The organism is Sporosarcina sp. SAFN-010, from assembly GCF_059415065.1.
The window spans coordinates 36,017-62,930 of sequence record NZ_JBPFDS010000014.1 but is presented as its reverse complement, the minus strand read 5'-3'; the positions used below and the strand labels follow the sequence as shown (position 1 = coordinate 62,930).

At 41.1% G+C, this 26,914-nt stretch carries 23 protein-coding genes and 1 pseudogene; 13 read left to right on the top strand and 11 right to left on the bottom strand.

Annotated features, from left to right (window positions below):
• Positions 1–10 precede the first annotated feature (10 nt).
• Positions 11–532 (bottom strand): DUF948 domain-containing protein, encoded by a 522-nt coding sequence (locus ACR65F_RS14775; RefSeq protein ID WP_052245927.1) that lies wholly within the window; start codon positions 530–532, stop codon positions 11–13.
• Between the two features lie 99 nt (positions 533–631).
• A complete protein-coding gene (locus ACR65F_RS14770; protein ID WP_039043520.1) occupies positions 632–976 on the bottom strand; it encodes a DUF3899 domain-containing protein in 345 nt (114 codons plus the stop codon).
• A gap of 243 nt (positions 977–1,219) precedes the next feature.
• On the opposite strand from ACR65F_RS14770, the gene ACR65F_RS14765 reads away from it, so the two are divergent.
• The 5 genes from ACR65F_RS14765 (at position 1,220) to ACR65F_RS14745 (ending at position 7,081) form a co-directional block, all read left to right on the top strand.
• Positions 1,220–2,944, top strand: coding sequence for a peptide ABC transporter substrate-binding protein (locus ACR65F_RS14765; protein WP_440504870.1), 1,725 nt, complete (start codon positions 1,220–1,222; stop codon positions 2,942–2,944).
• A 164-nt stretch (positions 2,945–3,108) separates the two neighbouring features.
• Positions 3,109–4,041 carry an oligopeptide ABC transporter permease gene (opp3b, locus tag ACR65F_RS14760; RefSeq protein WP_039043518.1) on the top strand — a complete coding sequence of 311 codons (933 nt, stop codon included), beginning with the start codon at positions 3,109–3,111 and terminating at the stop codon, positions 4,039–4,041.
• Positions 4,041–5,060, top strand: coding sequence for an oligopeptide ABC transporter permease (gene opp3C, locus ACR65F_RS14755; protein ID WP_039043517.1), 1,020 nt, complete (start codon positions 4,041–4,043; stop codon positions 5,058–5,060). Before opp3b ends, opp3C begins: the two co-directional genes overlap by 1 nt.
• 15 nt (positions 5,061–5,075) lie before the next feature.
• Positions 5,076–6,137, top strand: a complete 1,062-nt coding sequence (locus ACR65F_RS14750) for an ABC transporter ATP-binding protein (protein WP_039043516.1) — start codon at positions 5,076–5,078, stop codon at positions 6,135–6,137.
• Entirely contained in the window at positions 6,137–7,081 is a 945-nt protein-coding gene (locus ACR65F_RS14745; RefSeq protein ID WP_440504869.1) for an ABC transporter ATP-binding protein, read from the top strand. Before ACR65F_RS14750 ends, ACR65F_RS14745 begins: the two co-directional genes overlap by 1 nt.
• A gap of 61 nt (positions 7,082–7,142) precedes the next feature.
• Here the strand turns inward: ACR65F_RS14745 and glnA (ACR65F_RS14740) are convergent, their stop codons facing one another.
• Complete coding sequence (gene glnA, locus ACR65F_RS14740) at positions 7,143–8,477, bottom strand: type I glutamate--ammonia ligase (RefSeq protein ID WP_039043514.1); 1,335 nt, start codon at positions 8,475–8,477, stop codon at positions 7,143–7,145.
• A gap of 210 nt (positions 8,478–8,687) precedes the next feature.
• On the opposite strand from glnA (ACR65F_RS14740), the gene cax reads away from it, so the two are divergent.
• Entirely contained in the window at positions 8,688–9,737 is a 1,050-nt protein-coding gene (cax, locus tag ACR65F_RS14735; RefSeq protein WP_039043513.1) for a calcium/proton exchanger, read from the top strand.
• Between the two features lie 99 nt (positions 9,738–9,836).
• Here cax and glnA (ACR65F_RS14730) read toward each other — a convergent pair.
• Together glnA (ACR65F_RS14730) and msrA are read right to left on the bottom strand one after the other, a co-directional pair.
• Positions 9,837–11,171, bottom strand: a pseudogene (gene glnA, locus ACR65F_RS14730) (type I glutamate--ammonia ligase).
• Positions 11,172–11,382: 211 nt separating this feature from the next.
• Positions 11,383–11,916, bottom strand: coding sequence for a peptide-methionine (S)-S-oxide reductase MsrA (msrA, locus tag ACR65F_RS14725; RefSeq protein ID WP_440504868.1), 534 nt, complete (start codon positions 11,914–11,916; stop codon positions 11,383–11,385).
• Between the two features lie 157 nt (positions 11,917–12,073).
• Here msrA and ACR65F_RS14720 point away from each other — a divergent pair, with 157 nt between their 5' ends.
• Both ACR65F_RS14720 and ACR65F_RS14715 read left to right on the top strand, forming a co-directional pair.
• Entirely contained in the window at positions 12,074–13,024 is a 951-nt protein-coding gene (locus tag ACR65F_RS14720; protein ID WP_039043510.1) for an LCP family protein, read from the top strand.
• A 91-nt stretch (positions 13,025–13,115) separates the two neighbouring features.
• Positions 13,116–14,294: an AI-2E family transporter gene (locus tag ACR65F_RS14715; protein WP_440504894.1), complete on the top strand. Its 1,179-nt coding sequence runs from the start codon at positions 13,116–13,118 to the stop codon at positions 14,292–14,294.
• Between the two features lie 268 nt (positions 14,295–14,562).
• On the opposite strand, the gene ACR65F_RS14710 is transcribed toward ACR65F_RS14715, so the two are convergent.
• From ACR65F_RS14710 to ACR65F_RS14700, 3 genes are all read right to left on the bottom strand, one after another.
• On the bottom strand, positions 14,563–15,561 hold the full coding sequence (locus ACR65F_RS14710) for an NADP-dependent oxidoreductase (RefSeq protein ID WP_440504867.1): 999 nt from the start codon (positions 15,559–15,561) through the stop codon (positions 14,563–14,565).
• 120 nt (positions 15,562–15,681) lie between these two features.
• On the bottom strand, positions 15,682–16,257 hold the full coding sequence (locus tag ACR65F_RS14705) for a TetR/AcrR family transcriptional regulator (RefSeq protein WP_440504866.1): 576 nt from the start codon (positions 16,255–16,257) through the stop codon (positions 15,682–15,684).
• Between the two features lie 202 nt (positions 16,258–16,459).
• Entirely contained in the window at positions 16,460–17,458 is a 999-nt protein-coding gene (locus ACR65F_RS14700) for a substrate-binding domain-containing protein (RefSeq protein ID WP_440504865.1), read from the bottom strand.
• A 184-nt stretch (positions 17,459–17,642) separates the two neighbouring features.
• Here ACR65F_RS14700 and modA point away from each other — a divergent pair, with 184 nt between their 5' ends.
• The 5 genes from modA (at position 17,643) to ACR65F_RS14675 (ending at position 20,757) form a co-directional block, all read left to right on the top strand.
• On the top strand, positions 17,643–18,437 hold the full coding sequence (modA, locus tag ACR65F_RS14695; RefSeq protein ID WP_039043506.1) for a molybdate ABC transporter substrate-binding protein: 795 nt from the start codon (positions 17,643–17,645) through the stop codon (positions 18,435–18,437).
• Between the two features lie 18 nt (positions 18,438–18,455).
• Positions 18,456–19,136, top strand: a complete 681-nt coding sequence (gene modB, locus ACR65F_RS14690; protein ID WP_440504864.1) for a molybdate ABC transporter permease subunit — start codon at positions 18,456–18,458, stop codon at positions 19,134–19,136.
• A gap of 12 nt (positions 19,137–19,148) precedes the next feature.
• Positions 19,149–19,820, top strand: coding sequence for an ATP-binding cassette domain-containing protein (locus ACR65F_RS14685; RefSeq protein ID WP_440504863.1), 672 nt, complete (start codon positions 19,149–19,151; stop codon positions 19,818–19,820).
• A 26-nt stretch (positions 19,821–19,846) separates the two neighbouring features.
• Positions 19,847–20,281: a GNAT family N-acetyltransferase gene (locus ACR65F_RS14680; protein ID WP_440504862.1), complete on the top strand. Its 435-nt coding sequence runs from the start codon at positions 19,847–19,849 to the stop codon at positions 20,279–20,281.
• Between the two features lie 104 nt (positions 20,282–20,385).
• Positions 20,386–20,757, top strand: coding sequence for an rRNA methyltransferase (locus ACR65F_RS14675; protein WP_440504861.1), 372 nt, complete (start codon positions 20,386–20,388; stop codon positions 20,755–20,757).
• A 185-nt stretch (positions 20,758–20,942) separates the two neighbouring features.
• Here ACR65F_RS14675 and ACR65F_RS14670 read toward each other — a convergent pair whose 3' ends face one another.
• From ACR65F_RS14670 to parE, 3 genes are all read right to left on the bottom strand, one after another.
• The gene (locus ACR65F_RS14670; protein WP_440504860.1) at positions 20,943–22,175 is read right to left on the bottom strand and encodes an MFS transporter; all 1,233 of its coding nucleotides are present in this window, start codon (positions 22,173–22,175) and stop codon (positions 20,943–20,945) included.
• A gap of 112 nt (positions 22,176–22,287) precedes the next feature.
• A complete protein-coding gene (gene parC, locus ACR65F_RS14665; RefSeq protein WP_440504859.1) occupies positions 22,288–24,732 on the bottom strand; it encodes a DNA topoisomerase IV subunit A in 2,445 nt (814 codons plus the stop codon).
• Positions 24,729–26,702, bottom strand: coding sequence for a DNA topoisomerase IV subunit B (parE, locus tag ACR65F_RS14660; RefSeq protein ID WP_440504858.1), 1,974 nt, complete (start codon positions 26,700–26,702; stop codon positions 24,729–24,731). Before parE ends, parC begins: the two co-directional genes overlap by 4 nt.
• Between the last annotated feature and the right edge of the window lie 212 nt (positions 26,703–26,914).

Sequence of the window (26,914 nt, the reverse complement as noted above, 5' to 3'; positions counted from 1 at the left end):
CACCTCTAAGTTAGTTTTTCTGTTTCGGTTCAGGCAATCTCTTTTGGGGAGAGGGGAGTAAGTCCAGTCTCTCTTTTTTTCGTTTGTTCTGTTTGGTGGGATAAGAAGCGTTTGTTTGTTTTGATTTTTCCCTTTTAGCTCGGAAATAGATACTAGCGGCAATTCCTGTAATGGTATTCGCTTTCTGCATCAGGTCCTTGTACTTTGGATCAGGATTACTGATCTGTTCAGACAGTGATTGAAATGACTTATTCATATGTACCGTTGAATCGTCCAATTTTTCAGCTGTCTTTGAAACACTGTTCAATGATTGCATTTTACGTTCTACATCTTCTGTAATGCGGTTCGTATTCGCAAGTAGTTCGTTTGCTTGATCAGTAATCCCGTTTAACTTGCCTTGCATAGTTGTTAATGTTTCGGATACTTCATTCATCGTCGCTTTAGCGCTTTTTAAAGTAATGATAACGAATATTGCGATGAGAAGAAGTGATAGTGCGGCAATCGCTGCACTTACATACAAAAGAATTTCCATTCCACAACCCACTCCATTCTGACTGTCGTGTGCTACTTAACCCACATACCTAGTTGTACCACTATTCCATTGTGCATAAACACTCCAGGACATGCAAGTTCAACTATAGTAGAAAGCCATTGCGATGAACATCATAATAAAAATCGGGATTCCAGTTAGGAAAAACACCCTAGGGCTCTTGGAAAACACTTCTGAAGGTGAGCGCATGGACTCCAAGTCTTCTTTTGTATGCTTAAAAGAAATTACTTTCCTCATACTTCTATTGAAAAAATCAAATGATCCTGTCCGGAAGATGTAGATAATTCCTCCTACAAACAGCAATAGCCCTCCAACATAGAATGAGCTATTGATGTATGACAACAACGACATTCCTTCTTTTGAAAGAAAAGATAGAATGAAAATAACAAATTGACCGAATAAAAACAACAGAGTGATTTTTTTCAAATTTCTAACCTCTTTTTCTGAATCTTGTATGTAATCACTATGTATAATACAATACTATTACAACTTTTACAAAGAGAAAACATGTAAGAAACCGCTTACCGACACAATTTATGGACAATTCGCATTCGTCTATTGGTTGTGTCTAGTAAAATTTCTTTCAAAAACACTTTGACTTAAGAGAATTTAATTGTATAATGAAATAGTGTTAATTCTTCAGACAATTATAAAAAAGGGGGCTATAACTTGAAGAACACAAAATGGTTGTTACTAATGGCAATGACATTAGTACTAAGTATCTTCCTTGCTGCTTGTGGCGGTGCGGACGAAAAAGAAGAAGACGCTTCAAAAGATGGTAGTAAAGATGACAATGCAACTGAAACACCTAAAAAAGAAGACGGTGAGCCAGACGCTGAGCAAATTTTGAACTTAGCTGAATCTGCTGCAATCCCTTCTGTTGACTCTGCAATCGTTGAAGATGCAGTAGGATTCAACGTATTGAATAACGTAAACGAAGGTCTTTACCGTTTAGACCAAGAGAACAAGGCTATTCCAGCAATGGCTTCTGAAGAAGCAACTGAAAGTGAAGATGGACTTACTTATACGTTCAAACTTCGCGATGCAAAATGGTCTGATGGAACACCTGTAACTGCTGAAGATTTCGTATTTGCTTGGCAGCGTGCAATCGATCCGGCAACTGGATCACCTTACGGACCATTCATGATGTCTGGTACTGTTAAGAACGCTACTGCTATCAGTGAAGGTAAAATGGATAAGAAAGAACTTGGAATCGTTGCGAAAGATGAAAAGACTTTGGAAGTAACGCTTGAGCGTCCAGTTCCATATTTCCTTTCATTGATGTCATTCGGAACATTCTACCCACAAAAAGAAGAATTTGTTACATCTAAAGGCGATGCATACGCAACAAACTCTGATAACCTTCTTTATAACGGACCATTCACACTAACTGATTGGGACGGTACTGGCGGAAGCTGGTCTTATAAAAAGAACGATGAGTATTGGGATGCTGAAAACGTTAAACTTACACAAATCAACGTAAACGTTGTTCAAGATTCAGCAACTGCTGTTAAACTTTACAAAGATGGTAAGCTTGACCGTGCTGGAGTATCTGGCGACTTAGCAATGCAATATTCAACAGATCCAGAAGCTGTCCTTCAACCGGAAACTTCTGTATTCTACATGAAGTTCAACCAAAAGAAACTTAAAAAAGAAGAAACACCACTTGCTAACGTTAATATCCGTAAAGCAATCGCAAAATCATTCCAAAAAGAAGACCTTGCAGATGTCGTTTTAGCTAACGGTTCACTCCCTGCAAACTTCCTAGTACCAAAAGACTTTGCTTTTGACGAAAACCAAAAAGATTTCCGCGATATCAGTGGTGATCACTTGACTTACAACGTTGAAGAAGCTAAAGAATTCTGGGAAAAAGGATTGAAAGAGCTTGGAGTAGATTCACTTGAACTTGAAATCCTAGGTGGAGATACTGATCTTTCTAAGAAAATGGACGAGTACTTCAAGTCACAGCTCGAAACAAATCTAGAAGGTTTGACTATCAAACTTAAAGAAGTTCCATTTGCAGTTCGTCTTGAGTTGGATGATACGCAAGATTATGATATCCAAATTTCTGGTTGGGGACCTGACTTCCAAGACCCTATCTCATTCCTTGACTTGTTCGTTACAGATGGTACAAACAACTTAATGTCTTACTCTAACAAAGAATACGACAAGTTGATTGCTGATTCTAAAGCAGAACTTGCATTGAAGCCACAAGAACGTTATGAAGCATTTGCAAAAGCTGAGAAAATTCTTTTAGAAGATGATGCAGCGATTGCTCCGATTTATCAGCGTGGATTGATTTTCCTTGAAAAACCACACTTTAAAGGTTTAGTAAGTCACCCATTCGGTGCTGACTATAGCTACAAGTGGGCATATATTTCAGGTAAAGAGTAAACGTTAGGTAGCTGAATAACGGGGAGTATATGGTGATTGTTCGCCATATGCTCTCTTTTTAATAATATCAAGTATTGCGAATTTTTTGTAAGTGCTTTCATTCTGAAAACTAACCGTCAATTGGTTTCACATAGAGTAGTGCTACATAGATCTGGAGGTGCACCATGGTTAAATATATTGGAAAACGAATAATTTATATGTTCATCACAATGTTTCTCATTGCGACTGCTACATTTTTCTTAATGCAAACGTTACCGGGATCACCCATTGCGTCATACAGCAAATTGAATGACACGCAAAAAGCTATTGTTGAGAAAAAATATGGAATTGATAAACCCAAACCTGTTCAGTATGCAATCTATATGAAGAACTTGGCTAAAGGTGACTTAGGAACATCATTTGCGTTCAAAGGAAAAAGCGTAAATGATCTACTTGCTTCACGTATGAAACCATCCTTTATACTCGGAGCCCAAGCAATGGTTTTCGGAACGATAGTTGGGATATTGCTCGGTATGATTGCAGCACTGAAACAAAATACCTTCTGGGATTATGGAAGTACCTTTTTTGCGATATTAGGAATTTCGATTCCTTCATTCGTATTTGCAACTCTTCTTCAGTATTACGTTGCTTCACAGTGGCACCTTCTACCTGTCGGACTATGGAATGATGGCTGGAAATCTAGTGTCCTTCCATCTCTCGCATTAGCCATGGGACCTCTAGCATTATCTGCACGTTTCATCCGTACAGAAATGATTGAAGTTATGGGATCAGATTACATTACGCTTGCAAAAGCCAAAGGGGCAAATGGTTTTGAAATTGCATTTAAACATGCATTCCGAAATGCATTGATTCCTTTGATAACTGTTTTAGGTCCGGTAGCAGCAGGTTTAGTAACAGGTTCACTTGTAGTTGAGCAAATATTTGCAATCCCTGGAATCGGTGAGCAGTTTGTTTCTTCTATTATGGTGAACGACTTTGCAACAATTATGGGTACGACATTATTCTTCTCAGCATTCCTAATTGTTGTCATCTTTATTGTGGATATTTTATATGGTGTCATTGACCCTCGTATCCGCGTGGCTGGAGGGAAAGCATAATGAAAAAAGATATCGAACAGCTGCCACAAGAACAATTTGAACGGATCCATATTGATAGCTCAAAAGCTGAACGTATTGAGAAACCAAGTTTAAGTTTCTGGCAAGATGCTTGGTTGCGCCTTCGTAAAAACAAAGCAGCTATCATTAGTATGGTTGTACTTGTTTTGGTAGTAATCATGGCATTAATAGGACCACATTTGAACGGTCATGATGGCACTACTCAAAATTTAAGACACGCAAACCTTCCTCCTAAAATGCAGGGGATTGAAAACCTCGGAATTATGGATGGGGTTGGGAACTTAAGCGGTGAAAAAGTAGATTTGTATGCTATGAAAAAAGTTGATGAGTATTATTGGTTCGGAACAGACGGTTTAGGTCGTGACTTATTTACACGCCTTTGGGAAGGAACTCAAATTTCACTGCTAATTGCATTCGTTGCTGCAATGATTGACTTGGTTATTGGTGTAATTTACGGAGGAATTTCTGGTTACTTCGGCGGTAGAACAGATGACGTCATGCAACGAATTGTTGAGATTCTAATCGGTATTCCAACATTGATTGTTGTAATTCTCATGCTTATGATCATGGAACCAGGTCTCATGGCGATCATTATCGCTATTTCCATTACCGGATGGATTGGAATGTCACGTATTGTACGTGCTCAAATCCTGAAATTTAAAAACCAAGAATTTGTCTTAGCTGCTAGAACTTTAGGATCGAATGATTCTAAGATCATTTCAAAGCATTTGTTGCCCAACGTGTTAGGGATTATTGTCATTAATACGATGTTTACAATTCCAAGTGCAATATTCTTTGAAGCGTTCCTTAGTTTCATTGGACTTGGTTTACAACCGCCTTCTGCTTCACTAGGTACTCTCATTAATGATGGCTTTAAAGTTATGGAGTTCCAACCTTATGTATTATTGTTCCCATCCCTTGTCATTAGTATTTTAATGATTGCCTTTAACCTAATTGGTGATGGTTTACGTGATGCGCTCGATCCGAAAATGAAAGACTGATAGGAGGAAAGCAAAATGAGTAAAATATTACAAGTTAAGGATTTAGAGCTTTCCTTCCATACGTTTGCTGGTGAAGTGAAAGCGATCCGTGGTGTGAATTTTGACTTAAACAAAGGGGAGACACTCGCTATTGTAGGGGAGTCGGGTTCTGGTAAATCTGTAACAACGAAATCCATCATGCGGTTGTTGCCTGAGTCAAGCTCAGAATTCAAAAATGGTGAAATTATATTTGATGGAAAAGATTTAACAAAATTATCTGAGCGAGAAATGCAAAAAATCCGCGGTAAAGATATTTCGATGATTTTCCAAGATCCAATGACTTCATTGAATCCGACGATGACTATCGGTAAACAAATTATGGAACCAATTTTAAAGCACCAAAAAGTTAGCAAAGACAAAGCGCGTAAAGTTGCGATTGAATTGCTGAACATGGTTGGGATTCCTAACGCGGAAAACCGTTATAAGATGTATCCTCACCAATTTTCAGGTGGACAACGTCAACGTATCGTTATTGCAACTGCGCTTGCATGTAATCCTCAGATATTGATTGCGGATGAGCCAACAACTGCATTGGACGTAACGATCCAAGCTCAAATTTTGGAACTGATGAAAGATATCCAAAAGAAAATTGATACGTCAATTATCTTCATTACACACGATTTGGGTGTTGTTGCAAACGTTGCAGACCGCGTAGCTGTTATGTACGGCGGAATGATTGTTGAAATCGGTACAGTTGATGAGATCTTCTATAATCCTCAACATCCTTATACATGGGGGCTACTAAGTTCAATGCCTTCTATGGATCTAAATGAAGAAAAACTATATGCAATTCCAGGAACACCACCTGATTTGTTGAATCCTCCTAAGGGGGACGCATTTGCTCTTCGTAGTGAGTACGCACTGAAAATCGATATGGAGCAGCCACCGCCATTTTTCCAAGTGAGCGATACGCATTATGCTGCAACTTGGTTGTTGCATCCACAAGCTCCGCAAGTTGAGCCGCCTGCAGGAATCATTGAGCGTATGCGTACTTTTCCGGGTAGCAGATACTATGAAGCAACAGGAGGGCGTGCGTAATGTCTGATTTATTACTCGAGGTAAAGAATTTAAAACAATATTTCAATGAAGGTAAGGCATCTGAAGTCCGTGCAATTGACGACATCAGCTTCTCCATCAACCGTGGTGAAACGTTTGGTCTTGTTGGAGAATCCGGTTGTGGTAAATCTACGACGGGACGCACGATTATCCGACTTTATGATGCAACTGATGGAGAAGTACTCTTTAACGGAGTGAACGTTCAAGATAAGAAAACAAAAGCTGCTAATAAGGATTTCAACCGTAAGATGCAGATGATCTTCCAGGATCCGTATGCTTCACTGAATCCACGGATGAAGGTAATGGACATTATCGCTGAAGGTATCGATGTTCACGGTCTTGCTAACTCTAAAAAAGAGCGGAGAGAAAAAGTAATTTCTTTGCTCGAAACAGTTGGTCTGAACAGAGAACACGCAGAGCGTTATCCTCACGAGTTCTCAGGTGGACAACGTCAGCGTATCGGGATTGCACGAGCACTTGCAGTGGACCCTGAATTCATCATCGCGGATGAGCCGATTTCCGCTTTGGACGTATCCATCCAAGCTCAGGTCGTCAACTTACTTAAAGATTTACAAGAAGAACGCGGACTGACGTATTTGTTCATCGCACACGATTTGTCGATGGTAAAATACATTTCTGACCGTATTGGTGTTATGTACTACGGAAAACTTGTTGAGATGGCATCTGCGGATGAGTTATATCGTAACCCGATGCACGCATATACGAAGTCATTGCTTTCAGCAATCCCTCTTCCAGATCCAATCTACGAGCGTTCACGTGTACGAACTCCTTACAATCCAAAAGACCATAACTATGGTTCTGATGAGCATGTAGAGTTCCGAGAAATCGCACCTGAACACTTCGTCCTTTGTTCCGACAAGGAATTCGAAGAAATGAAAAAGAACCACGTTCCAAAAGAATCATAATATTAAAAGCCGGACACTCTAGAAAATTAGAGTGTCCGGCTTTTTTATAGTTTAGAAAGGATTAATAAATCTTCATATAACGCTCGAGTTCCCATGGATGAACAGTAATTCGGTAGCTATCCCATTCACGCTGTTTGGCCTCTTTGAAATTCGCATAAATGTGACTACCTAGCGCTTCTTGAATGACTGTATCCTCACCCAGCGCTAAAAGTGCATGATCTAAATCAGTCGGAAGAGTTGCGATACCTTCTTTTTGTCGTTCTGAAGCATTCATTTCATAAATATTACGATCGCATGGTTTACCAGGATCGAGGTCACGTCGAATACCATCTAGTCCTGATTTAAGAATTGCTGCTAATGCTAAATAAGGATTTGCAACGGAATCGACGGAACGTACTTCGATTCGTGTACTCAGGCCACGCGATGCTGGAATTCGGATAAGTGGGCTCCTGTTCTGAGCTGACCATGCGATGTAGCAAGGTGCTTCATAGCCAGGGACCAGACGTTTGTATGAGTTAACTGTTGGATTTGTAATTGCTGTAAATCCTTCAACATGGGCAAGTACCCCCGCCATGAACTGATACGCTGTCTTACTCAACTTTCTCTCGCCGCTTTCATCGAAAAATGCGTTTACACCATTATTGAATAGAGAAATGTTGCAGTGCATGCCTGAACCATTGACACCGAAGATTGGTTTTGGCATGAATGTTGCGTGTAGCCCGTGTTTACGAGCGATTGTTTTCACAACAAGTTTGAATGTCTGGATATTGTCACAAGCTGTTAACGCATCTGCATACTTAAAATCGATTTCGTGCTGACCAGGAGCAGCCTCGTGGTGAGACGCTTCCACTTCAAATCCGAGTGCTTCCAACTCAAGGACAATATCGCGTCTGCAATTTTCGCCGAGATCTAGGGGAGCAAAGTCGAAATAATCTCCATGGTCGTTCAATTCCATTGTTGGTTCACCATTACTGTCTAATTTAAATAAGAAGAATTCAGGTTCTGGTCCTAAGTTAAAGTCAGAGAACCCCATCTCTTCCATTTCGGTTAGAATTCGTTTTAAGTTCCCTCTAGGGTCCCCAGGGAACGGTTCGCCGTTTGCTAGGGAAACATCACAAATGAGACGGGCTACTTTTCCAGTTCCAGATGGCCAAGGGAACACCATCCACGTATTTAAATCTGGAATTAGGTACATATCGGATTCTTCAATCCTCACAAATCCTTCGATTGATGAACCGTCAAACATCATTTTGTTATCGAGTGCTTTTTCAAGCTGGCTGATGGGAATTTCAACGTTCTTAATCATTCCGAGAATATCTGTGAATTGTAGACGAACAAAATTCACATTATCTTCTACCACATATTTTCGAATGTCGTCTTTTGTTGTATTCTTCATCAGGCCACTTCCTTTTTTAAGTTTTGTCATTATCATAGTTACATAATAATTTTTTATAATACGCAACATTGCATCCATTTACAAGAATTTTTTTCAAGTAAATTGAAATTTTTTAGTTGTTCGCTAAGTGTGGGGTTTGTCGTTTTAACCATAGGGGAATTAAATGATAGGTTGAAATACTGAAATTTTTAATGGCAGGAGGATATTGTAATGAATCGTATTTTTTCAATCGTAGTTTTTGTAGGAGTTCCCATTGTCGCACTAGGGGCATTTTTAAATTGGTCAGACCTCACAATGTTTGCATTGAGCTGTATTACAATTATCGGACTATCCGGTTTCATCGGCCGAGCTACAGAAAGTCTTGCTATAGTAAGTGGACCTCGAATTGGAGGACTATTGAATGCGACATTCGGTAATGCGGTTGAACTGATTATTTCCATTTTCACGTTAAAAGCCGGCCTTATCGGAATTGTTTTAGCTTCTCTGACGGGGTCTGTTCTTGGGAACTTACTTCTCGTACTTGGGCTTTCATTTTTTGCAGGAGGTTTGAAGTACAAAAAGCAAAATTTCAGCCTACAGGATTCTCGTTATAACTCCGGGTTACTAATTTTTGCTGTTGTTGTTGCGTTCGTCATCCCTGAAGTCTTTTCGATGACCATGAATCCTACAACGACGTTTCAACTAAGTATCGGGGTCTCTGTGATCTTGATTGCTATCTACTTATCTGGTCTATTTTTCAAATTAGTTACTCATCGAGGTGTATTCGCTTCAGGGGATGAAGTTGTTGAAGAAGAAATTCCAGAGTGGAGTAAAGGTAAGTCCATAATGGTTTTGTTGTTAAGTACAGTAGCAGTTGCATTCGTTTCAGAGCGACTGGTTCATACGTTTGAGACTCTTGGAGAGCAATTTGGATGGACGGAATTATTTATTGGGGTCATTATAGTAGCAATTGTCGGAAATGCTGCTGAGCACGTGTCTGCGATTACAATGGCTATGAAAAATCGTATGAACGTGTCTGTAGAAATCGCAGTCGGTTCCACCTTGCAAGTGGCAATGTTTGTCGCACCTGCACTTGTTCTTATTTCCATGTTGATGCCAGAACAAATGCCGCTTGTCTTTACAATTCCAGAATTGGTCTCAATGGTGACCGCCGCGCTTCTTGTCATCAGTTTATCCAATGATGGGGAATCGAATTGGTTTGAGGGTCTCATTCTATTCGCAGCATACATTATTATGGGAATTGGATTCTTTTTATTGTAAATGTAATCTAGGTTAATCTAATAAGAAATAGAAACCAGCACACTCGATTGCGTTAAAGTGTGCTGGTTTCAATATATATTATTAGAAAACATTCTCTCTTTAATACATTCTTCGGTACTGCTCAATTTCCCATGGATGGACGGTAATGCGGTAGCTATCCCATTCTTTCTGTTTCACTTCTCTGAAGTTCGTATAGATATGGTTCCCTAACGCTTCTTGCATCACAGGGTCTTTGTCTAGAGCAAGCAGTGCATGATCCAGGTCTGTTGGCAATGTCTCAATGCCTAATTCGTCAAGTTCATGTGCACTCATTTCATAAATGTTGTAGTCACATGGGTCTCCTGGGGTAAGGTTCTGTTCGATACCGCTTAGTCCTGCTTTTAAAATTGCTGCTAATGCCAAGTATGGATTCGCAACTGAATCGACTGATCGCACTTCGATTCGTGTACTCAGTCCACGGGAAGCGGGAATTCGGATTGCTGGACTTCTGTTTTGCGCGGACCACGCTACATAGCATGGAGCTTCGAAACCGGGGACTAGTCTTTTGTAAGAGTTGACGGTCGGATTGGTGATCGATGTAAAGCCTTTGACGTGCTTAAGAACGCCCGCCATGAACTGATATGCAGTCTCGCTTAGTTTCCGTTCTCCCTTTTCATCGTAAAATGTATTTTCTCCGTCTTTGAATAGGGAAATATTGCAATGCATACCAGAACCATTGACCCCGAAAATAGGCTTTGGCATGAAGGTTGCGTGAAAACCGTGTTCCCGTGCAATTGTTTTCACTACGAGTTTAAACGTCTGGATATTGTCACAAGCTTTTAAGGCGTCTGCATATTTGAAATCGATTTCGTGTTGACCGGGTGCTGACTAGTGGTGAGAAGCCTCCACTTCGAAACCAAGCTCTTCGAGTTGCAAGACGATATCCCGTCTACAATTTTCACCGAGATCGAGAGGCGCAAAGTCGAAATAGTCACCTTGGTCATTCAAGTGCATCGTTGGTTCGCCATGACGATCTAGCTTAAATAAGAAAAATTCAGGTTCAGGTCCTAAGTTAAAGTCGGTGAATCCCATGTCTTCCATCTCTTTAAGAATGCGTTTTAAATTCCCACGTGGATCACCAGGGAATGGTGTTCCGTCAGCTTGCGCTACATCACAAACGAGTCGAGCCACTTTTCCGGTACCAGATGGCCAAGGAAACACCATCCATGTATCTAAATCAGGTATCAAATACATATCCGATTCTTCAATTCTTGTGAACCCTTCGATAGAAGAACCGTCAAACATCATTTTGTTATCGAGTGCTTTATCGAGCTGGGTTACAGGTATTTCTACGCTCTTGATCATTCCGAGAATGTCAGTAATTTGGAGTCGGATGAAATTCACATTCTCGTCTTTGGCGTATTTTCGAATGTCATCTTTTGTCGTCTTACTCATCAAGGCACGTCCTTTTTCAATAGTTTTTATTATCACACTTGAATAATAACTTATAATTATACATAGTGTGACAAGCGTTTTCAAGGAACCGCCATCGGACTTCGACATTTCTTGATAGATTGTAAGATGTCTTAGTGTTTGTGTTTGGTATTAGGGAGAGTGAAGAGGGGACCTACTGAAGTGGGTTTGAGGGATAAAAAAGAAGACCACATTACTTGCGGTCTTCCCAGTTAGCTTGAATAAATTCGTCACGACCTGATTGAGCACGGTCCGCTTCATAGGCTTTTTTTTCTTTTTTATAAAAGTCTTGGTGGTAGTCTTCAGCCACATAAAACGTTTCTGCGGGACGGATAACTGTTACGATCGGTTTTGTGAATCGGCCGCTTTCTGCAAGTTCATTTTTAGATTTCTCTGCAGCTTGTAGTTGGTGTTCCGAAGTATAAAAAATAGCAGTCGTATACGAGTGACCTCGATCTTGGAACTGACCACCAGCATCTGTAGGGTCGATTTGTGGCCAATAGAGTGCCAGTAAGTCTTCAAATGGATAAACGGCAGGGTCGAAAGTGATTTCAACCACTTCCAAATGTCCTGAATTGCCTTCTTTTACTTGCTCATATGTCGGGTTTTCAACTGATCCGCCCATATAACCGGAGACGACCTTATGAATTCCGTCCCATTCCGTAAAGGGCTTGACCATACACCAAAAGCAGCCACCAGCAAATATTGCTTTTTCGAGTTGTTCCATCCTGTCTACCTTCTTTCTTTTAAGTCCATTCTTACATCTTAGTCGTTCGCTCTTTTAGTGTCTAGTGTTCGCGCATGATATAATAGAGTTACACTATGCAACCAACGATTCAAGAGAACGTCCTGTTTTGTGACTTCACTATTGGGGGAATACAATAATGTCAGAACACTATGAAGGTCCAGTCCCGAAACGACGTAGACGCCGTAGATTGCGAAAAGGCAGAGTACTCGTCACTCTATTTTTAGTCGGATTTGTCGGAATAGGACTTTTTTCATCATATCAATATATTGCAGGCAAAAGGATTGCTTCTAAAAATGCAATAGAGCCAGGAAGTTTTGAAGGCGATTTGCTCGATCCTTCAACGTCATCTGTTGAAAACTATTTGTTACTCGGCGTCGATGATGACGGCAGCGGGAGGTCCCGTACCGATACTATGATGGTCCTTTCTTGGGACAAGCAAGAAAAAACAATGAAACTTGTGTCGTTTATGCGTGATATTTATGCGGATATTCCTGGATACAAATCATACAAGCTCAACACGGCATATTATTTAGGCGGTGTGCAAAGTGCAAAGGACACGATCACGGGAATGTTCAACATTCCTATACACCATTATGCCATCGTAGACTTTGATAACTTCGAAACCATCGCAGACACTGCCTTTCCAAAAGGCGTAGAAATGGATGTAAAGAAAGAAATGTCTGAGAAGATCGGTGTTACACTGATGCCGGGTGTCCAACAGTTAAATGGAAAAGAGTTGTTAGGGTATGCGCGATTCCGTGCAGATTCTGAAGGCGACTTTGGACGGGTCCAGCGCCAGCAAGAAGTTTTGTCTGCTATTAAAAAGCAGGCGATGACACCGAGCATGCTAATCCGCGCACCGAAAATTGCAGGCGTGATTTCTCAAACTGTTGAAACGGATTTGACGTCTAAAGAAGAACTCTCTCGTCTTACAAACTTATTAGTAAAAGGCGGAGCAGATATTGAAACTCTAACTGTTCCTGTAAAAGGTTCATATTCGTTTGCAGATTACTCGCATGCGGGATCGGTTATTGAATTGAATTTGGAGCAGAACAACGAGGCGATTCGTTCATTCATCGCAAATTGATAGAAAAACATCTTTAGAATTTGAAGGAGTGGGGGATTTGGCTAGTAAGAGGGAAGTACATGAGAACTTTGAGCAGGATGATGAATATGGTATTCCTCCTAAAAACCGGATTATTCGGTTCTTAGGAGGCAAGACCACACTCTTCATACTATTTGTAGTATTGCTTGTCGGTTTGAACGTTATGATCTTCGATAAGGTATCGTTCATCTTTTATCCGATTCAAGTACTGTTCTCAACAGTGGTGTTACCGATCATTTTAGCGACCATTCTATATTATTTGCTGCGTCCTCTCTTAAAGCTGATAGAAAAAATAAAAATCCCTAAAGTTTGGGGCATCCTCATTATTTTCCTGACAGCTGTTGGACTCATCACATTGCTCGTATTTCTTGTCTTACCTTTTTTGAAATTACAATTTTGGAAACTCGTCGATGAGTTCCCGACTTACTTCAATCAACTCATTCTCACACTCGATTCCTTTTTCAGTAATTCCTTATTTGCGCCATATTACAACCAGTTAGACATTAATGCGAAAGAGTTGCTGGATTCGGGTCTTGAAAATATCGGTCAGATGGTTGCAGATGCTCTTGGCGGCATTGCATCCGGTTTGACGACGTTTATCTCTACGTTGACTGGAATCATTCTCTCCATCGTTACTGTTCCATTCATCTTGTTTTATCTCTTGAAGGATGGGGATAATCTTCCGAAATACGTAATGAAGCTGTTACCACCGAGAATGCGTGAAGATGCCCAGTCGATTTTAAGTGATGCAGACCATCAGATTAGCGCGTATATCCAAGGTCAAATTCTTGTTGCAATGTGTATTGGTACGATGGTGACTATCGGTTTCTTAATCATCGATTTGAAATACGCTCTATTGCTCGGTGTCCTTGCAATGTTCACGAGTGTGGTACCATATCTCGGTCCCGTAATTGCTATTACACCGGCACTCATCATTGCGATTGTTACTTCACCATTCATGATTGTGAAACTTGCGATTGTGTGGACTGTGGTTCAGTTGGTTGAAGGGAAGTTCATTTCACCTCAAATCATGGGGAAAACCCTTCATATTCATCCAATTACCATCATTTTCGTCTTATTGACGGCAGGTTCGTTATTTGGTGTGGCGGGTGTCATCTTAGGGATACCTGGTTATGCGTTACTCAAAGTCTTTGTTACACATTTGTTCCAGCTACTGAAAGTTCGTTATAACAAATATGAAGTCGATGTCCGTATGCATTATGAACGCCCGAATTATGAAAATAAAGAGTAACTGTCAGAACAGTCGTGCTTAAATGCAGGGCTGTTTTTTTAATATCAAGTTTACCATAATAGTATTATGTAAAGTTGATATAGAAAACTCCCTAACCTTCTATTTACACCGGAAACGAAGGCTGTTTGTTTTGAAAGATCCAATATCAAATTCTCCTTGGTGTTTAAATTTAAATATATTTTAGAACGACCATTCTAATTAATTTAAAAAGATATTGCATAGTGAGTGAAATATACTACAAATAGGTCGCATTCTATAAAGAGAGCGATTACTTTATATTTACAATGATTTTTCCTTTCGCTCTACCAGTCTCCGAATACTCGACAGCGTTTGCTGTTTCTTCAAAAGAGAATACCCGATCCAAAACCGGCAGAATTTCTCCGGATTCAATATATTGAGTAAGAAGCTGCAACTGCTGACCATTGGATTTCATAAATAGGAACGTGTAGTCAACATTGTGCTTTTTTCCTAGCCTATTTAGTTTCTGACTCGCTACTGCGAATAGTTTAGTTTTCACAAAACCTAATCCCTGTTCTTTAGCAAAGCGAGCGGTTGGCAATCCTGAAACAGATACGATTTTACCGCCTTTTTTTAACACATTGAACGACGTTTCAAGAGTTACGCCACCTTGAGTATCAAATACGGCATCAAAGTCTTTCAAGATATCTTCGAATTGCTCTTCTTTATAGTTGACGATTTCATCAGCACCTAAAGTGTTCACCAAGTCAATCCCGGCTTCACTGACAGTTGTTGCGACATATGCTCCCATTAGCTTTGCCAGTTGAATTGCAAAGGTCCCAACTCCTCCTGAACCTGCATGGATCAATACCTTTTGTTCATTACGCAACCCTAAGACGTCATGGAGTGCTTGATAAGATGTTAATCCAACGAGAGGGATGGAAGCCGCTTCCTCAAAACTTAAATTTTTAGGTTTTAACGCGATATCATCCTCATGCACTGCAATGAATTCAGCAAATGTTCCAATCTTGCTGTCACGAGGACGTCCATAGACCTCATCACCAATTTTAAAGCGGGTTACTTTTGCACCTACTTTCGTTAGAATTCCAGCAAAATCGTTTCCGAGGACTAAAGGCATTTCGTATTTCAGGATAAGCTTGAGTTCACCTTTTCTGATCTTGGAATCTAGTGGATTCACGCTTGCAGAGCGAATTTCAGCAAGTACCTCATATTCATTAATTTCTGGCACAGGAATTTCTGTAGAGTGTAAAGGAAAGTCCCCATATTCGTTAAGTACGAACGATTTCATGTTGTCAACCTCCATTGGTTTTTAGGTGGTGCATTTTCACCTATTATAGTAGGTGTAGCTTAGAAATGGGTTGAGAAGACCTATTCAATAACGTTCATTCTAAAATAGGTAAAAAAGAAATTACTTTAACATAGAAAGTGTCATATCTATAATGCCTTCAAGTTTTTTCTTGTCGTTTGTTGTTTTCGCCAAGACACGCAATCCAACTAAGGAATTATGAAGCAAATCTGAAAGTTTTTTCGCCTCAAACTGAGAGGATACTTCACCAGTTTTTTGACCTTTCTGTACTAGAGCGTATAGAAGCTGCTCTGTTTTAGAAAAACTATTGGATACTAGTTCTCTTACTTCAAAATCATGCAAGGAAAGTTCTACAGCAGAATTCACGGCTAAACAACCTACAGGCTCAAGTTCATCACGCAATATAGCTAACATGAACAGCTGGCGGATCGCTTTACAAGGAGACTCCTGTGTATTTACATGAGTAGTGATTTTTGCCTCGATTTGGTTGTCATAGCGTTGCAGTGTTTTCAGGAACAATGAATGCTTGTCTCCAAACGTATCATAAATGCTACGGCGATGAATTCCCATATACTCAACTAAATCTTGCATTGAAGTTTTCTCATAACCTTGCTTCCAAAAGAGCTCCATGGCTTTCTGCAATACTTCATTTTCATTAAACTCTTTGCTTCTAGCCATTTTATCACTCACTTTCAAAGTTTATAGAACCACTTACTAAATTTCATTCTAAAGATATCATTTTAAGAACGGTCGGTAAAGAATTAAACTCGTTTTTAAATTTCGATGATTGGTGTAGGAGGGGAGTGTGAAATTTGAAGTTACAATAATAGTATTATGTAAAGTTGAGAATAAAGCACTCTTTCTAATTAGAAAGAGTGCTTTATGGGGTATCGTATAAAATTCGCCCCATTTGAGAGAAGTCATATCCGTGAATAGAAGAGAGTTCTTTCTTGAAAGACTCGGACTGCAAGATGTTCAAAACTGTTTCGCGCAATGCTTGGTTGTCTTCACGCTTGATCATGACTAGGTCATATTGTTCTTCCGTCGTGGGGATATAATCTACATTCACTAGGTGTGCATTCTTTTCAATCCCAACACCAATATCTGCTTCTCCGGCTGCAACTTTACTTGCTACCGCTAAGTGGTTCATTTCGATATTCTCATAGCCTGATATCGTCTTTGGTAGAATGCCTTCCAGTCGTAGTCGTTCATCCGTTAATACTCGAATTCCAGATCCTAGTTCACGATTGACGATTCGAATATCTTTACGGTTTAAATCACGCCAACTCCTAATATTCTTTGGATTTCCTGGTTGTACGTAAAAACCGGCTGAACGGGAGAGTAAGTTAACAACAGTATATTCGCGTCCAATTAGGATCCTTCGAATGTACGGTATGTTATAGGAACCTGTATCCCCATCAAAAAGATGGGTACTGACGAGATCTGCTTCTCCCTGAACGAGTGCGAGCAAACTGTTCAAACTGCCAGTGTGAGAACGAAGAGTTCGATAGTTACTAGATGTAGCTGTGATTGCGTTTGCCAAAAGGTCGAGTGTTACATCCTGACCGCTGATGATTACGTGTTGCAAGGTACGTGGTTGTGGGAGATGGGGGATAGACTGTTTCTTTAAGATAGTTGGTACAACAGATTCTGATTCAGATACTTGTGGAGGAGTTGGTTGCACAACAGGGCGATCGGTTCCACCTTTCATACGCTCTTTATACGCTTCAAAGTCAGACGCGTCAATTCGCATTTGTCTACCAACTCGGTAGGCAACGATTTCCCCTTTTTTAATAAGGTCATACACGGTTAACTTGGAGACTTGAAGCAAGTCAGCGAGATCTTCGGTCGTATACGAAACTTTATCGTGTGAATTCAACCTACATACCCCCATTTCTATCTTCTATCTTCTCTTATTTTTAGAATTATTGCAATAGATATAATAAGATATAACGAGCAATAGTTAGAATTATTTAATTATAAATAGATAAAGAGAGTTCCCTTATGTTATAACTAGTTATATGTAGTTATAATTAAATATAAATGGTAAAGGGGAGAGCGGTTTGAATAAAATACGTATCGGGATTATTATGGCAACCTTACTACTAGTACTGGTGGGTTGTTCAAATAACAATCCAGCATCTGAAGGTAATGGAACTAGTAAAACGGATAAAGTGGAACTTCACATTTCTGCAGCAGCCAGTTTAACGGATGCATTGGATGACTTTAAGAAAACTTATGAAAAAGAGCATAAGAACGTAGAGTTGACGTTCATGTATGGCGGCTCTGGAAAGCTTGCCACTTCAATTGAAAATGGAGCTCCTGCCGATGTGTTTTTATCTGCAAGTAAAAAAGATATGGATACTCTTGAGGATAAAGATTTACTAGATGCATCAACACGGACAGATTTTACGGAAAATGTGTTAGTTTTGATAGCAAATGAAGATTCAGAGTCATCACTTACTAGTTTCGAAGAGATTGACCCAGCTTCTATTGATCATTTCGTCATTGGTGAACCAGAAAGCGTTCCAGTTGGCCGTTATACTAAAGAAGTATTTGAGCATTTGAAACTATGGGAGCCGATGCAGGATAAGCTGGTTCTTGCTTCAGATGTAAGACAAGTGCTTACGCAAGTTGAACTCGGGAATGCGGATTACGGTGTTGTCTATTCGAGTGATGCGTTTATTTCTGATAAAGTGAAAGTAATCGCGGAATCAGATCCTAGCTGGCATGAGCCGATTGTCTATCCTGGTGCTATTTTGAAAGAGTCCAAGCACGTAGAGGAAGCACAACAGTTTTTCGATGCATTATTAGGGGATCAAGGTCAAGAAACGCTAGCAAAGTACGGATTTAAGTAAGAAAAGGAGGTAGACAATATGGATTTAAGTCCTTTATTACTTTCTGTAAAGGTGGCGGTCATCTCCACGGCTATCGTGTTCGTGCTTGGTGTGTTTCTGGCACACCTTTTTGCGAAACGGCAATTTTTCGGAAAATCGATATTTGAATCACTATTTCTTTTACCGCTCGTCTTACCACCGACTGTTGTAGGCTTCGGTTTGCTGATTTTATTTGGGAAAAAGGGTTGGATTGGTAGCTGGTTACTCGAAACGTTCGATATCCAAATCGTGTTCACTTGGACGGCTGCAGTCATTGCATCTGTCGTCGTCAGTTTTCCTCTCATGTACCAAAGTGCAGCAGCAGCCTTTGATAGTCTAGACAATAAGTTAGGAGATGCGGCGCGGACGATGGGGGCTTCTGAGTGGCGGGTTTTTAGAACCATCACGTTTCCGCTTGCATGGCCGGGATTGTTGGCGGGACTTGTTCTTTCCTTTGCGAGAGGACTTGGAGAATTCGGTGCAACGCTAATGCTTGCTGGATACATACCAGGTAAGACGGATACGATCCCAATGGCGATCTATTTTGCTGTGGAAGCGGGGAAGATGGAGAAAGCGACGTTTTGGGTTGTCATTATTACAGCGCTCGGATTCAGTACAATTTTATGGTTAAACTGGTGGAGTAAACGCAACTTGAGGCGCTTTGCTTCCGAAAAACGATAGGCGGGTGATTCTATGTTAGACGTATCAATCAGGAAACACTTAGATCATTTCGAGCTAGATGTCAGTTTTCAAGCGCATAACGAAATTATTGTTTTGGCGGGGTCTTCAGGAGCGGGGAAGACGTCTATTTTGCAAGCGATTGCTGGACTGACTGAACCCGACAGCGGAATGATTACGCTCAACGGAAAGAGTTTTTTTGATGGGAATAAGAATTCATTACCCGCGCGATCCCGTAATATTGGGTACTTATTTCAAGATTATGCGTTGTTTCCACATATGACAGTCGAGCGCAATATTTACTACGGCCTTCATAAGCAGACTACTGCGACGACAGGTTTTATCATCGAACAATTACTGACGGTGCTTGGCATTAGCCATTTGTTGGACAAGTATCCTCATCAGATTTCTGGCGGGGAGAAACAACGGGTTGCTCTTGCTCGTGCGCTTGCCACAGAGCCTGATTTGCTTCTATTGGATGAACCATTATCCGCTTTGGATGAAGAAACGCGTGAAGAGTGTCAAGATGAGTTACTTCGGTTACACGAATTATGGAAAATCCCATTCCTTATAGTGACTCATAGCCGATCAGAGGCTGAAAAATTAGGGGATCGGGTGCTCCATTTGAAAAAGGGCTTGCTTGTCAATGAGAGTCGTGGAACAATGAAAGAAACCCTAGTGCACTAAGTGACGGGGTTCCGGAGGCGATTCCTATGGATGAAATTACAATTGTTTCACTGACATCTGAAGAAGAACTGATTGAAGCTTTTCCGATTATGAATCAGCTTCGTACACATTTAGATCTGGAAGAGTACTTGGAACTCGTGTATGAGTCTGAAGCAAAAGAACGGTACCAGATGCTTGGATTACGGGATAATGGCGAGTTAAAAGCGGTTATTGGCTTTAAACCGATGATTACACTCTATTACGGGCGCTCATTATGGGTGTGTGACTTAGTGACGGACAAATCAGCTCGATCTAAGGGCTATGGCGATAAGTTGCTTACACATGTTGAGCAATGGGGTAAAAAACACAATTACGAATCGATTGCATTATCGTCAGGGTTGCAACGCACTAGTGCACACCATTTTTATGAGGAAAAAATGGACTACAGCAAAGTGAGTATCGTGTTTAAAAAGGAATTTTGATGCGAAAAGTGCCGGTTTCACGGGTATGCGAACAGAGATGCGAACAGCCGGCGGATGCCTAACAATCTGCCGGTTTTACTAATGATTAAGGAGTTGTTGGACGTATGTGGGTCAATGAAAATGGAATGCTGAGACAAACTTCAGATGAGACGCGTGTGAAATTTAGAACTTCGATTAGCCAAGAAATCTTAGAGCAACTGAAACAACTAGCAGATCAGCATGGAACGTTTGTGAATTATTTGCTTGAAGATGGATTAAAAGACGTATTGCAGCAAGATGCAATTACATTCAATAAAGAAACGCGACCTAAAGACCGGATCCAGTATAAAACGACGTATGATAAGCAGTTGCTGGAAAGCGTGCGAGCGTTAGCCAAGGATAATCAGTTGTATATAAATGATGTGATTGAGTATGGCGTGCAGTTTATAGATGTGGAGCGTGCAAAAGCAGGGCAACATAGATATCGGATTGAATAATAGTTGCTTTCTTTTAACGCCCCCGTCATAATATATATTATAGGAAGCTACGTATCATTAATAAGTATACTTAGTATAGTGAGATAAAACAGCGAAATTGAGTTATTTCTAAGGAATTTATAAAACGCGACTTTTTTTGCTTAAGTCGCGTTTTATTGTGGTTTCTATTTAGTTTACGTGCAGTTTTAAACGCTTTTCACTGGAATGATTGCATCCTCAGCCACTGGCTCTTCCAACTGAATCTTACGTTGTTTCATCTGCAAGAAAAATACTGTCGTCAAACTGATGCTGATCACTCCAAATACGATGACCATTACTTGCAGTCCTACAATATCCAGGAACGCCCCGGTCGCTAGTAAAACTACTTGGAATACGACTCGCTCTAACATATTCCGGAATGAGAAAAATCTCCCGTGGTACGCTTTTGGCATCTGTTTCTGGAAAATCACCATAGCTGTTGGGAAAAAACATCCTAGACTGAATCCTAGGACTGTAAATGCTGCTAACGTTGCTAACTGGCTTTGCGCGAAGAATAACAGGAATTCTGCAACTGCCACCATACTTGCAAAGAAAAATAAGATCATCGTAGTTCGCCATTTCAATGCAATTCGTTTTACTGCAAATGAACCGATCATGAATGCGATTCCTTCACACGTGTAAATTAGTCCTTTTATGGATGCTGAATCTTGAATTTCACTAATATTGATGACAATTAAATTAAATGAGCCTAAAAATAATAACGGAATCAATGTCATCACTAGCGTCATTCCGACTGCAGGATACGCTTTTAGTACTGGAAAGACTTCCATGAAACCGCCTTTAGCGCCTTCCGTTTTAACAACAGCCTCTGTCCCCTCCCCTTCATCAATGCGTAGCATGAATGTGAAGACGAGTAATAAGCCATAAGCAACGATTGAAATCCAATAAAGGGACGATAACGACCAGTAGACTAAGATGACACCTGCTAATGCAGTCCCTGAGACCCGTGCAATGGTCGCTACGTTCATGTGCATCCCATTCATAGTCAGTAGGTCGTCGTCCTTCACAACAAGCGGAATGGCCGCTTGTAAGGCTGGAAAGTAAAACGTTGCTGCGAGTTGAATGCTGACTACAAATGCAATCATCCACCACACAGAACCTGTTGCAATTGCGATTAGCATGAAGACGACACTGATGAGACGTCCAGCCCCTGCTAGAACTAATATGCGCTTCTTAGCTTGTTGATCAATGATTTTACCTGCTAAGGGGCCTACGAGTATTCCCGCCAAAAGCCCGACTGATAGAATCATGGCTTTTACAAAGTCAGAAGGGATTTTTTCTTGCATAAACTCCAAATTTCCGATGATACCGGTCCACAGACCAATACCTGCAATCAATTCACCGGAAAGAATGATCCAAACATTGCGATTTTTCCACATACACCTTCCCACTTTCCTACTAGATAATTCGCTTTCCGAATTAGTATACGATAGAAATGCAAAAAGCACACGAGAATTCTCAGAATCTCGTGTGCTTTTCATCAATTTCCAGTTATTTAGATGTTGGTTTATCGGTTTTTGCGGTAGGTTCATAGTACAACCGGCTCGCTGCCCCGTTTTTCGTCTCATCTGACATTGCGCTTCCGTTTGATTGACGATCTGACAATCTCAGGCTATTCGGCTCAATTTCAGTTTTAACATCTTTTACTGTTGTAAGTATAAGCTTTTCAGCAGACCCCGTGATCTTAGCACCGATTACTCGATATGGGTTCTTCTTGAGCTCTTTTAAGATCATTAATCCACGTTGTGCACGTGAACCGACTTCAATTTCTTTTAATGCCGTGCGTTTTACGGTACCTCGTTGTGTTGCAACAACAATTGATGCTGAACTATCTGTAATGACTTCCATGGAAATGACTTGGTCTTCAGGTTTTAAGTTGATACCTTTCACGCCGCCCGTTCGAACGCCAGTCGTACCGACATCACTGAGTGGGAAACGTAAAATGTATGCCTGATGCGTCACTAGGACTGCATCTTCACTGCCTTTTACGATTCGAGCATCTAGTAGTCTGTCGCCCTTTTTAACGTTCATGCCTTTGTATGCACGTCCATAGCGTTGAACGTGGAAGTCAGCTAATTTGGATAGTTTCACAAATCCGTTAGCTGTCACTGTCAATATGGAGTGAATGTCATCGAATTGCTCCAGGCCAATCGCCGCCACAATCGATTCACTCGGCTCAAGCGATACAATACTTGAAATATGCTGCCCAAGGTCCCGCCATTTAATATCTGGCAACTCATGAACTGGTTGATAAATATAGTTCCCAAGTGACGTGAACAACAACAAGTGATGCTGTGTATTCATCGTACGCTCGAGTATAGGATAGTCGGACTCTTTCATAGCCATCCCTGCACCATTAGATGCTCCATAAGAACGCAATCCTGTTCGCTTCACATAGCCCTCTTTTGTGACAGAAACGACTACTTCCTCACTAGGAATCAGAATATCAAGATCGACTTTCAATTCTTCGATCTTTTCTTCGATGACAGAATTCCGAGGTTCTGCGAAACGCTTGCGGACATCGTGTAATTCTTTCTGGATCAAACGAGATAGCTTAGCTGGGCTGTTTAAAATCGCGTTGAGATCTTCAACCAGCTTACGCAACTCGTCTTGTTCTTGTTTCAACTCTGTGATATCTGTATTTGTCAGACGATAGAGCTGCAAGGAAACAATCGCTTCGGCTTGAATTTCTGAGAATTCAAATCGAGTGATCAAATTGTTCTTCGCGTCACGTTTGTCATTCGAGCTACGTATTGTCTGAATGACCTCATCCAAAATAGATAAGGCTTTCATCAAACCTTCTACGATATGTAGACGATCTTTAGCTTTGCGCACATCGTACTCAGAACGTCGAGTGACGACTTCTTTCTGATGCTCGATATACGCATCAAGAAGCATCGCTAAAGACATCAGCTTTGGACGTCTATCTGAAATCGCGACCATATTGAAATTATATGCGACTTGGAGGTCGGAGTTTTTCAACATGTATTTCAAAATCGGCTCGCCATCAATGTCTTTTTTAAGTTCAATAACAATACGGAGTCCGGTACGGTCAGATTCGTCGCGTACTTCAGCAATCCCATCAAGCTTACGATCAACGCGTAGTTCATCCATCTTTTTCACAAGATTGGCTTTGTTGACGTCATAAGGGATTTCCGTGATGACAATCTGAGATTTACCAGCTTTCAACTGTTCAATTTCAGTTTTGGAACGGACAATGACCCGTCCTTTTCCCGTTTCATATGCAGCTTTGATGCCATCTGTACCTTGGATGATTCCGCCTGTTGGGAAATCTGGCCCTTTTAGAACAGTCATCAGTTCATCGACTGTCGCTTCTGGGTTGTCCATTCTCATAAGGACTGCATCAATCGCTTCATGCAATGCATGCGGTGGGATGTCGGTTGCATATCCTGCTGAAATCCCTGTAGATCCATTGACGAGCAAGTTGGGGAAACGTGCAGGCAACACAGTTGGTTCCGGCTCGGTATCGTCAAAGTTTGGGATGAAATCCACAGTCTCTTTGTTGAGATCCCGTAACATTTCACCTGCAATCGATGACAGTCGTGCTTCTGTATAACGCATCGCAGCGGCTGAATCGCCGTCAACTGAACCGTTATTACCATGCATTTCAATCATCATATGACGCAATTTCCAGTCCTGACTCATCCGTACCATTGCTTCGTATACGGATGTATCTCCGTGAGGATGGTAGTTACCGATTACGTTACCGACCGTTTTGGCGGATTTACGGAACGCTTTTTCGTGTGTGTTGCCTTCATTGTACATTGCGTACAAAATACGTCGTTGTACAGGTTTTAAACCGTCCCTTGCATCAGGTAATGCGCGATCTTGAATAATATATTTACTGTATCGGCCAAAACGATCGCCGATGACTTCCTCTAACGGGAGGTCCTGAAAGCGTTCTGTTGCGGTCATTCCACTTCCTCCTCAACATGCAGGAATTCGTTCTCTAATATGGTGCTTCCTTCTTCCAGGCTGAAGTCAACATTGCTTTCAATCCAACGGCGACGGGGTTCAACTTTGTCTCCCATCAATGTTGTGACTCTTCGCTCAGACTGGGCACCATCTTCAATCGTAACTCGGATGAGTGTCCGTGTATCAGGATTCATGGTCGTATCCCATAACTGTCCTGCGTTCATCTCTCCTAAACCTTTATAGCGCTGAAGCATATAGCCTTTACCGATTTTGTTCGTAGCAGCGCCAAGATCACGTTCTGTCCATGCATACTCGACTTTTTCTTTTTTACCGATTCCTTTAGACACTTTATAAAGTGGAGGTAAAGCTATGAATACTTTACCAGCTTCAATTAGCGGTTTCATATAGCGGTAGAAGAACGTCAATAGCAGTACCTGGATGTGCGCGCCATCTGTATCAGCATCGGTCATAATAATGACTTTGTCGTATGCTGCGTCTTCAATCGTGAAATCAGCACCAACACCCGCACCAATAGCATGGATGATTGTATTGATTTCCTCGTTTTTCATAATGTCTTCGAGTTTCGCTTTTTCCGTGTTGATGACCTTACCACGTAACGGCAAGATTGCTTGGAATGTCCGATCGCGCCCTTGCTTAGCAGAACCGCCAGCAGAATCACCCTCGACAAGGTACAATTCGTTCTTTTTTGCATTTCTAGATTGAGCAGGCGTGAGCTTGCCGGAAAGGAGTGTGTCGCCTTTCTTTCGCTTCTTACCTGAACGCGCGTCTTCCCGCGCTTTACGAGCGGCCTCGCGCGCCTGGTGTGCACGTACAGCCTTGCGGATCAGGTTTGCGCTCAATTCCGCGTTTTCTTCTAAGAAATATAGCAAATGCTGTGAAATGACAGCATCTGTGATAGTTCGTGCTTCACTTGTCCCGAGCTTGCCTTTTGTTTGTCCTTCAAACTGCAAAATTTCTTCAGGAATCCGCACAGAAACGATGGCTGCGATTCCTTCCCGGATATCAGAGCCATCCAAATTTTTGTCTTTTTCTTTTAATAAACCCGTTTTCCTCGCATATTCATTGAATACACGGGTCATGGCCGTTTTTGCTCCGGTTTCGTGTGTTCCGCCATCTTTTGTACGGACGTTGTTAACAAACGAAAGGATGGTCTCTGAATAGCCATCGTTAAATTGGAACGCAAACTCCACTTCAAGTCCATCGGTCTCGCCTTCAAGATAAGCGACTTCATGAAGCGTGTCTTTTTCTTCATTCAAGTACGAAACGAAGGCTTTAATGCCAGTTTCATAATGAAATGTCTCGGTTTTTTCTGTACTTTCTTCTGTTAAGACAATCTTCAATCCTTTTAACAGGAATGCGGACTCTCGCAACCGTTCTGCGAGAATATCATACTGATATTTAGTCGTTGAAAAAATCGTCGGATCGGGTTTGAAGTGAATCAGCGTACCGGTTTCCTTCGTTTTCCCGATGACTTCAAGCCCTGTCGCGGGTTTTCCACCGTGTTCAAAACGTTGTTTGAAAATCTGCCCGTCTCGGTGAATAATGACGTCTAGCCATTCAGAAAGTGCATTTACGACAGATGCACCAACACCGTGAAGCCCACCACTCGTTTTATAGCCACCTTGGCCGAACTTACCGCCAGCGTGTAAGACAGTCAATATAATTTCTGTTGTAGGTTTCCCTGTTTTATGGGTACCTGTTGGCATGCCTCGTCCGTAATCTCGTACGCTAATGCTGTTGTCAGAGTGGATCGTGACATTTATTTCAGATCCGAATCCACTTAGTGCTTCATCCACCGCATTATCTACGATTTCAAATACGAGGTGATGCAATCCTCTTGCATCCGTCGAACCGATATACATACCCGGCCGTTTACGTACTGCTTCCAAGCCTTCAAGCACTTGGATTGAATCATCATTATACACATTCAATTCTTTTTGTTTCGTCAAGATGAAACCTCCATCAAACAAATGTTCTTATTTATCTAATGATACGTCGCCATTTTTATCATGTCAACAAGACACGTCAGCGCTTTGCTTAAATAATTGTATAGAAGAAAGCCTTTTATTGCAATGACTGGCCTCATCAGATTTATCCGCAATTGTCGTTCAGTACCGGTTCTGCTAAAATGAAAGAGATACATAATTTTTCACGAAGGGGC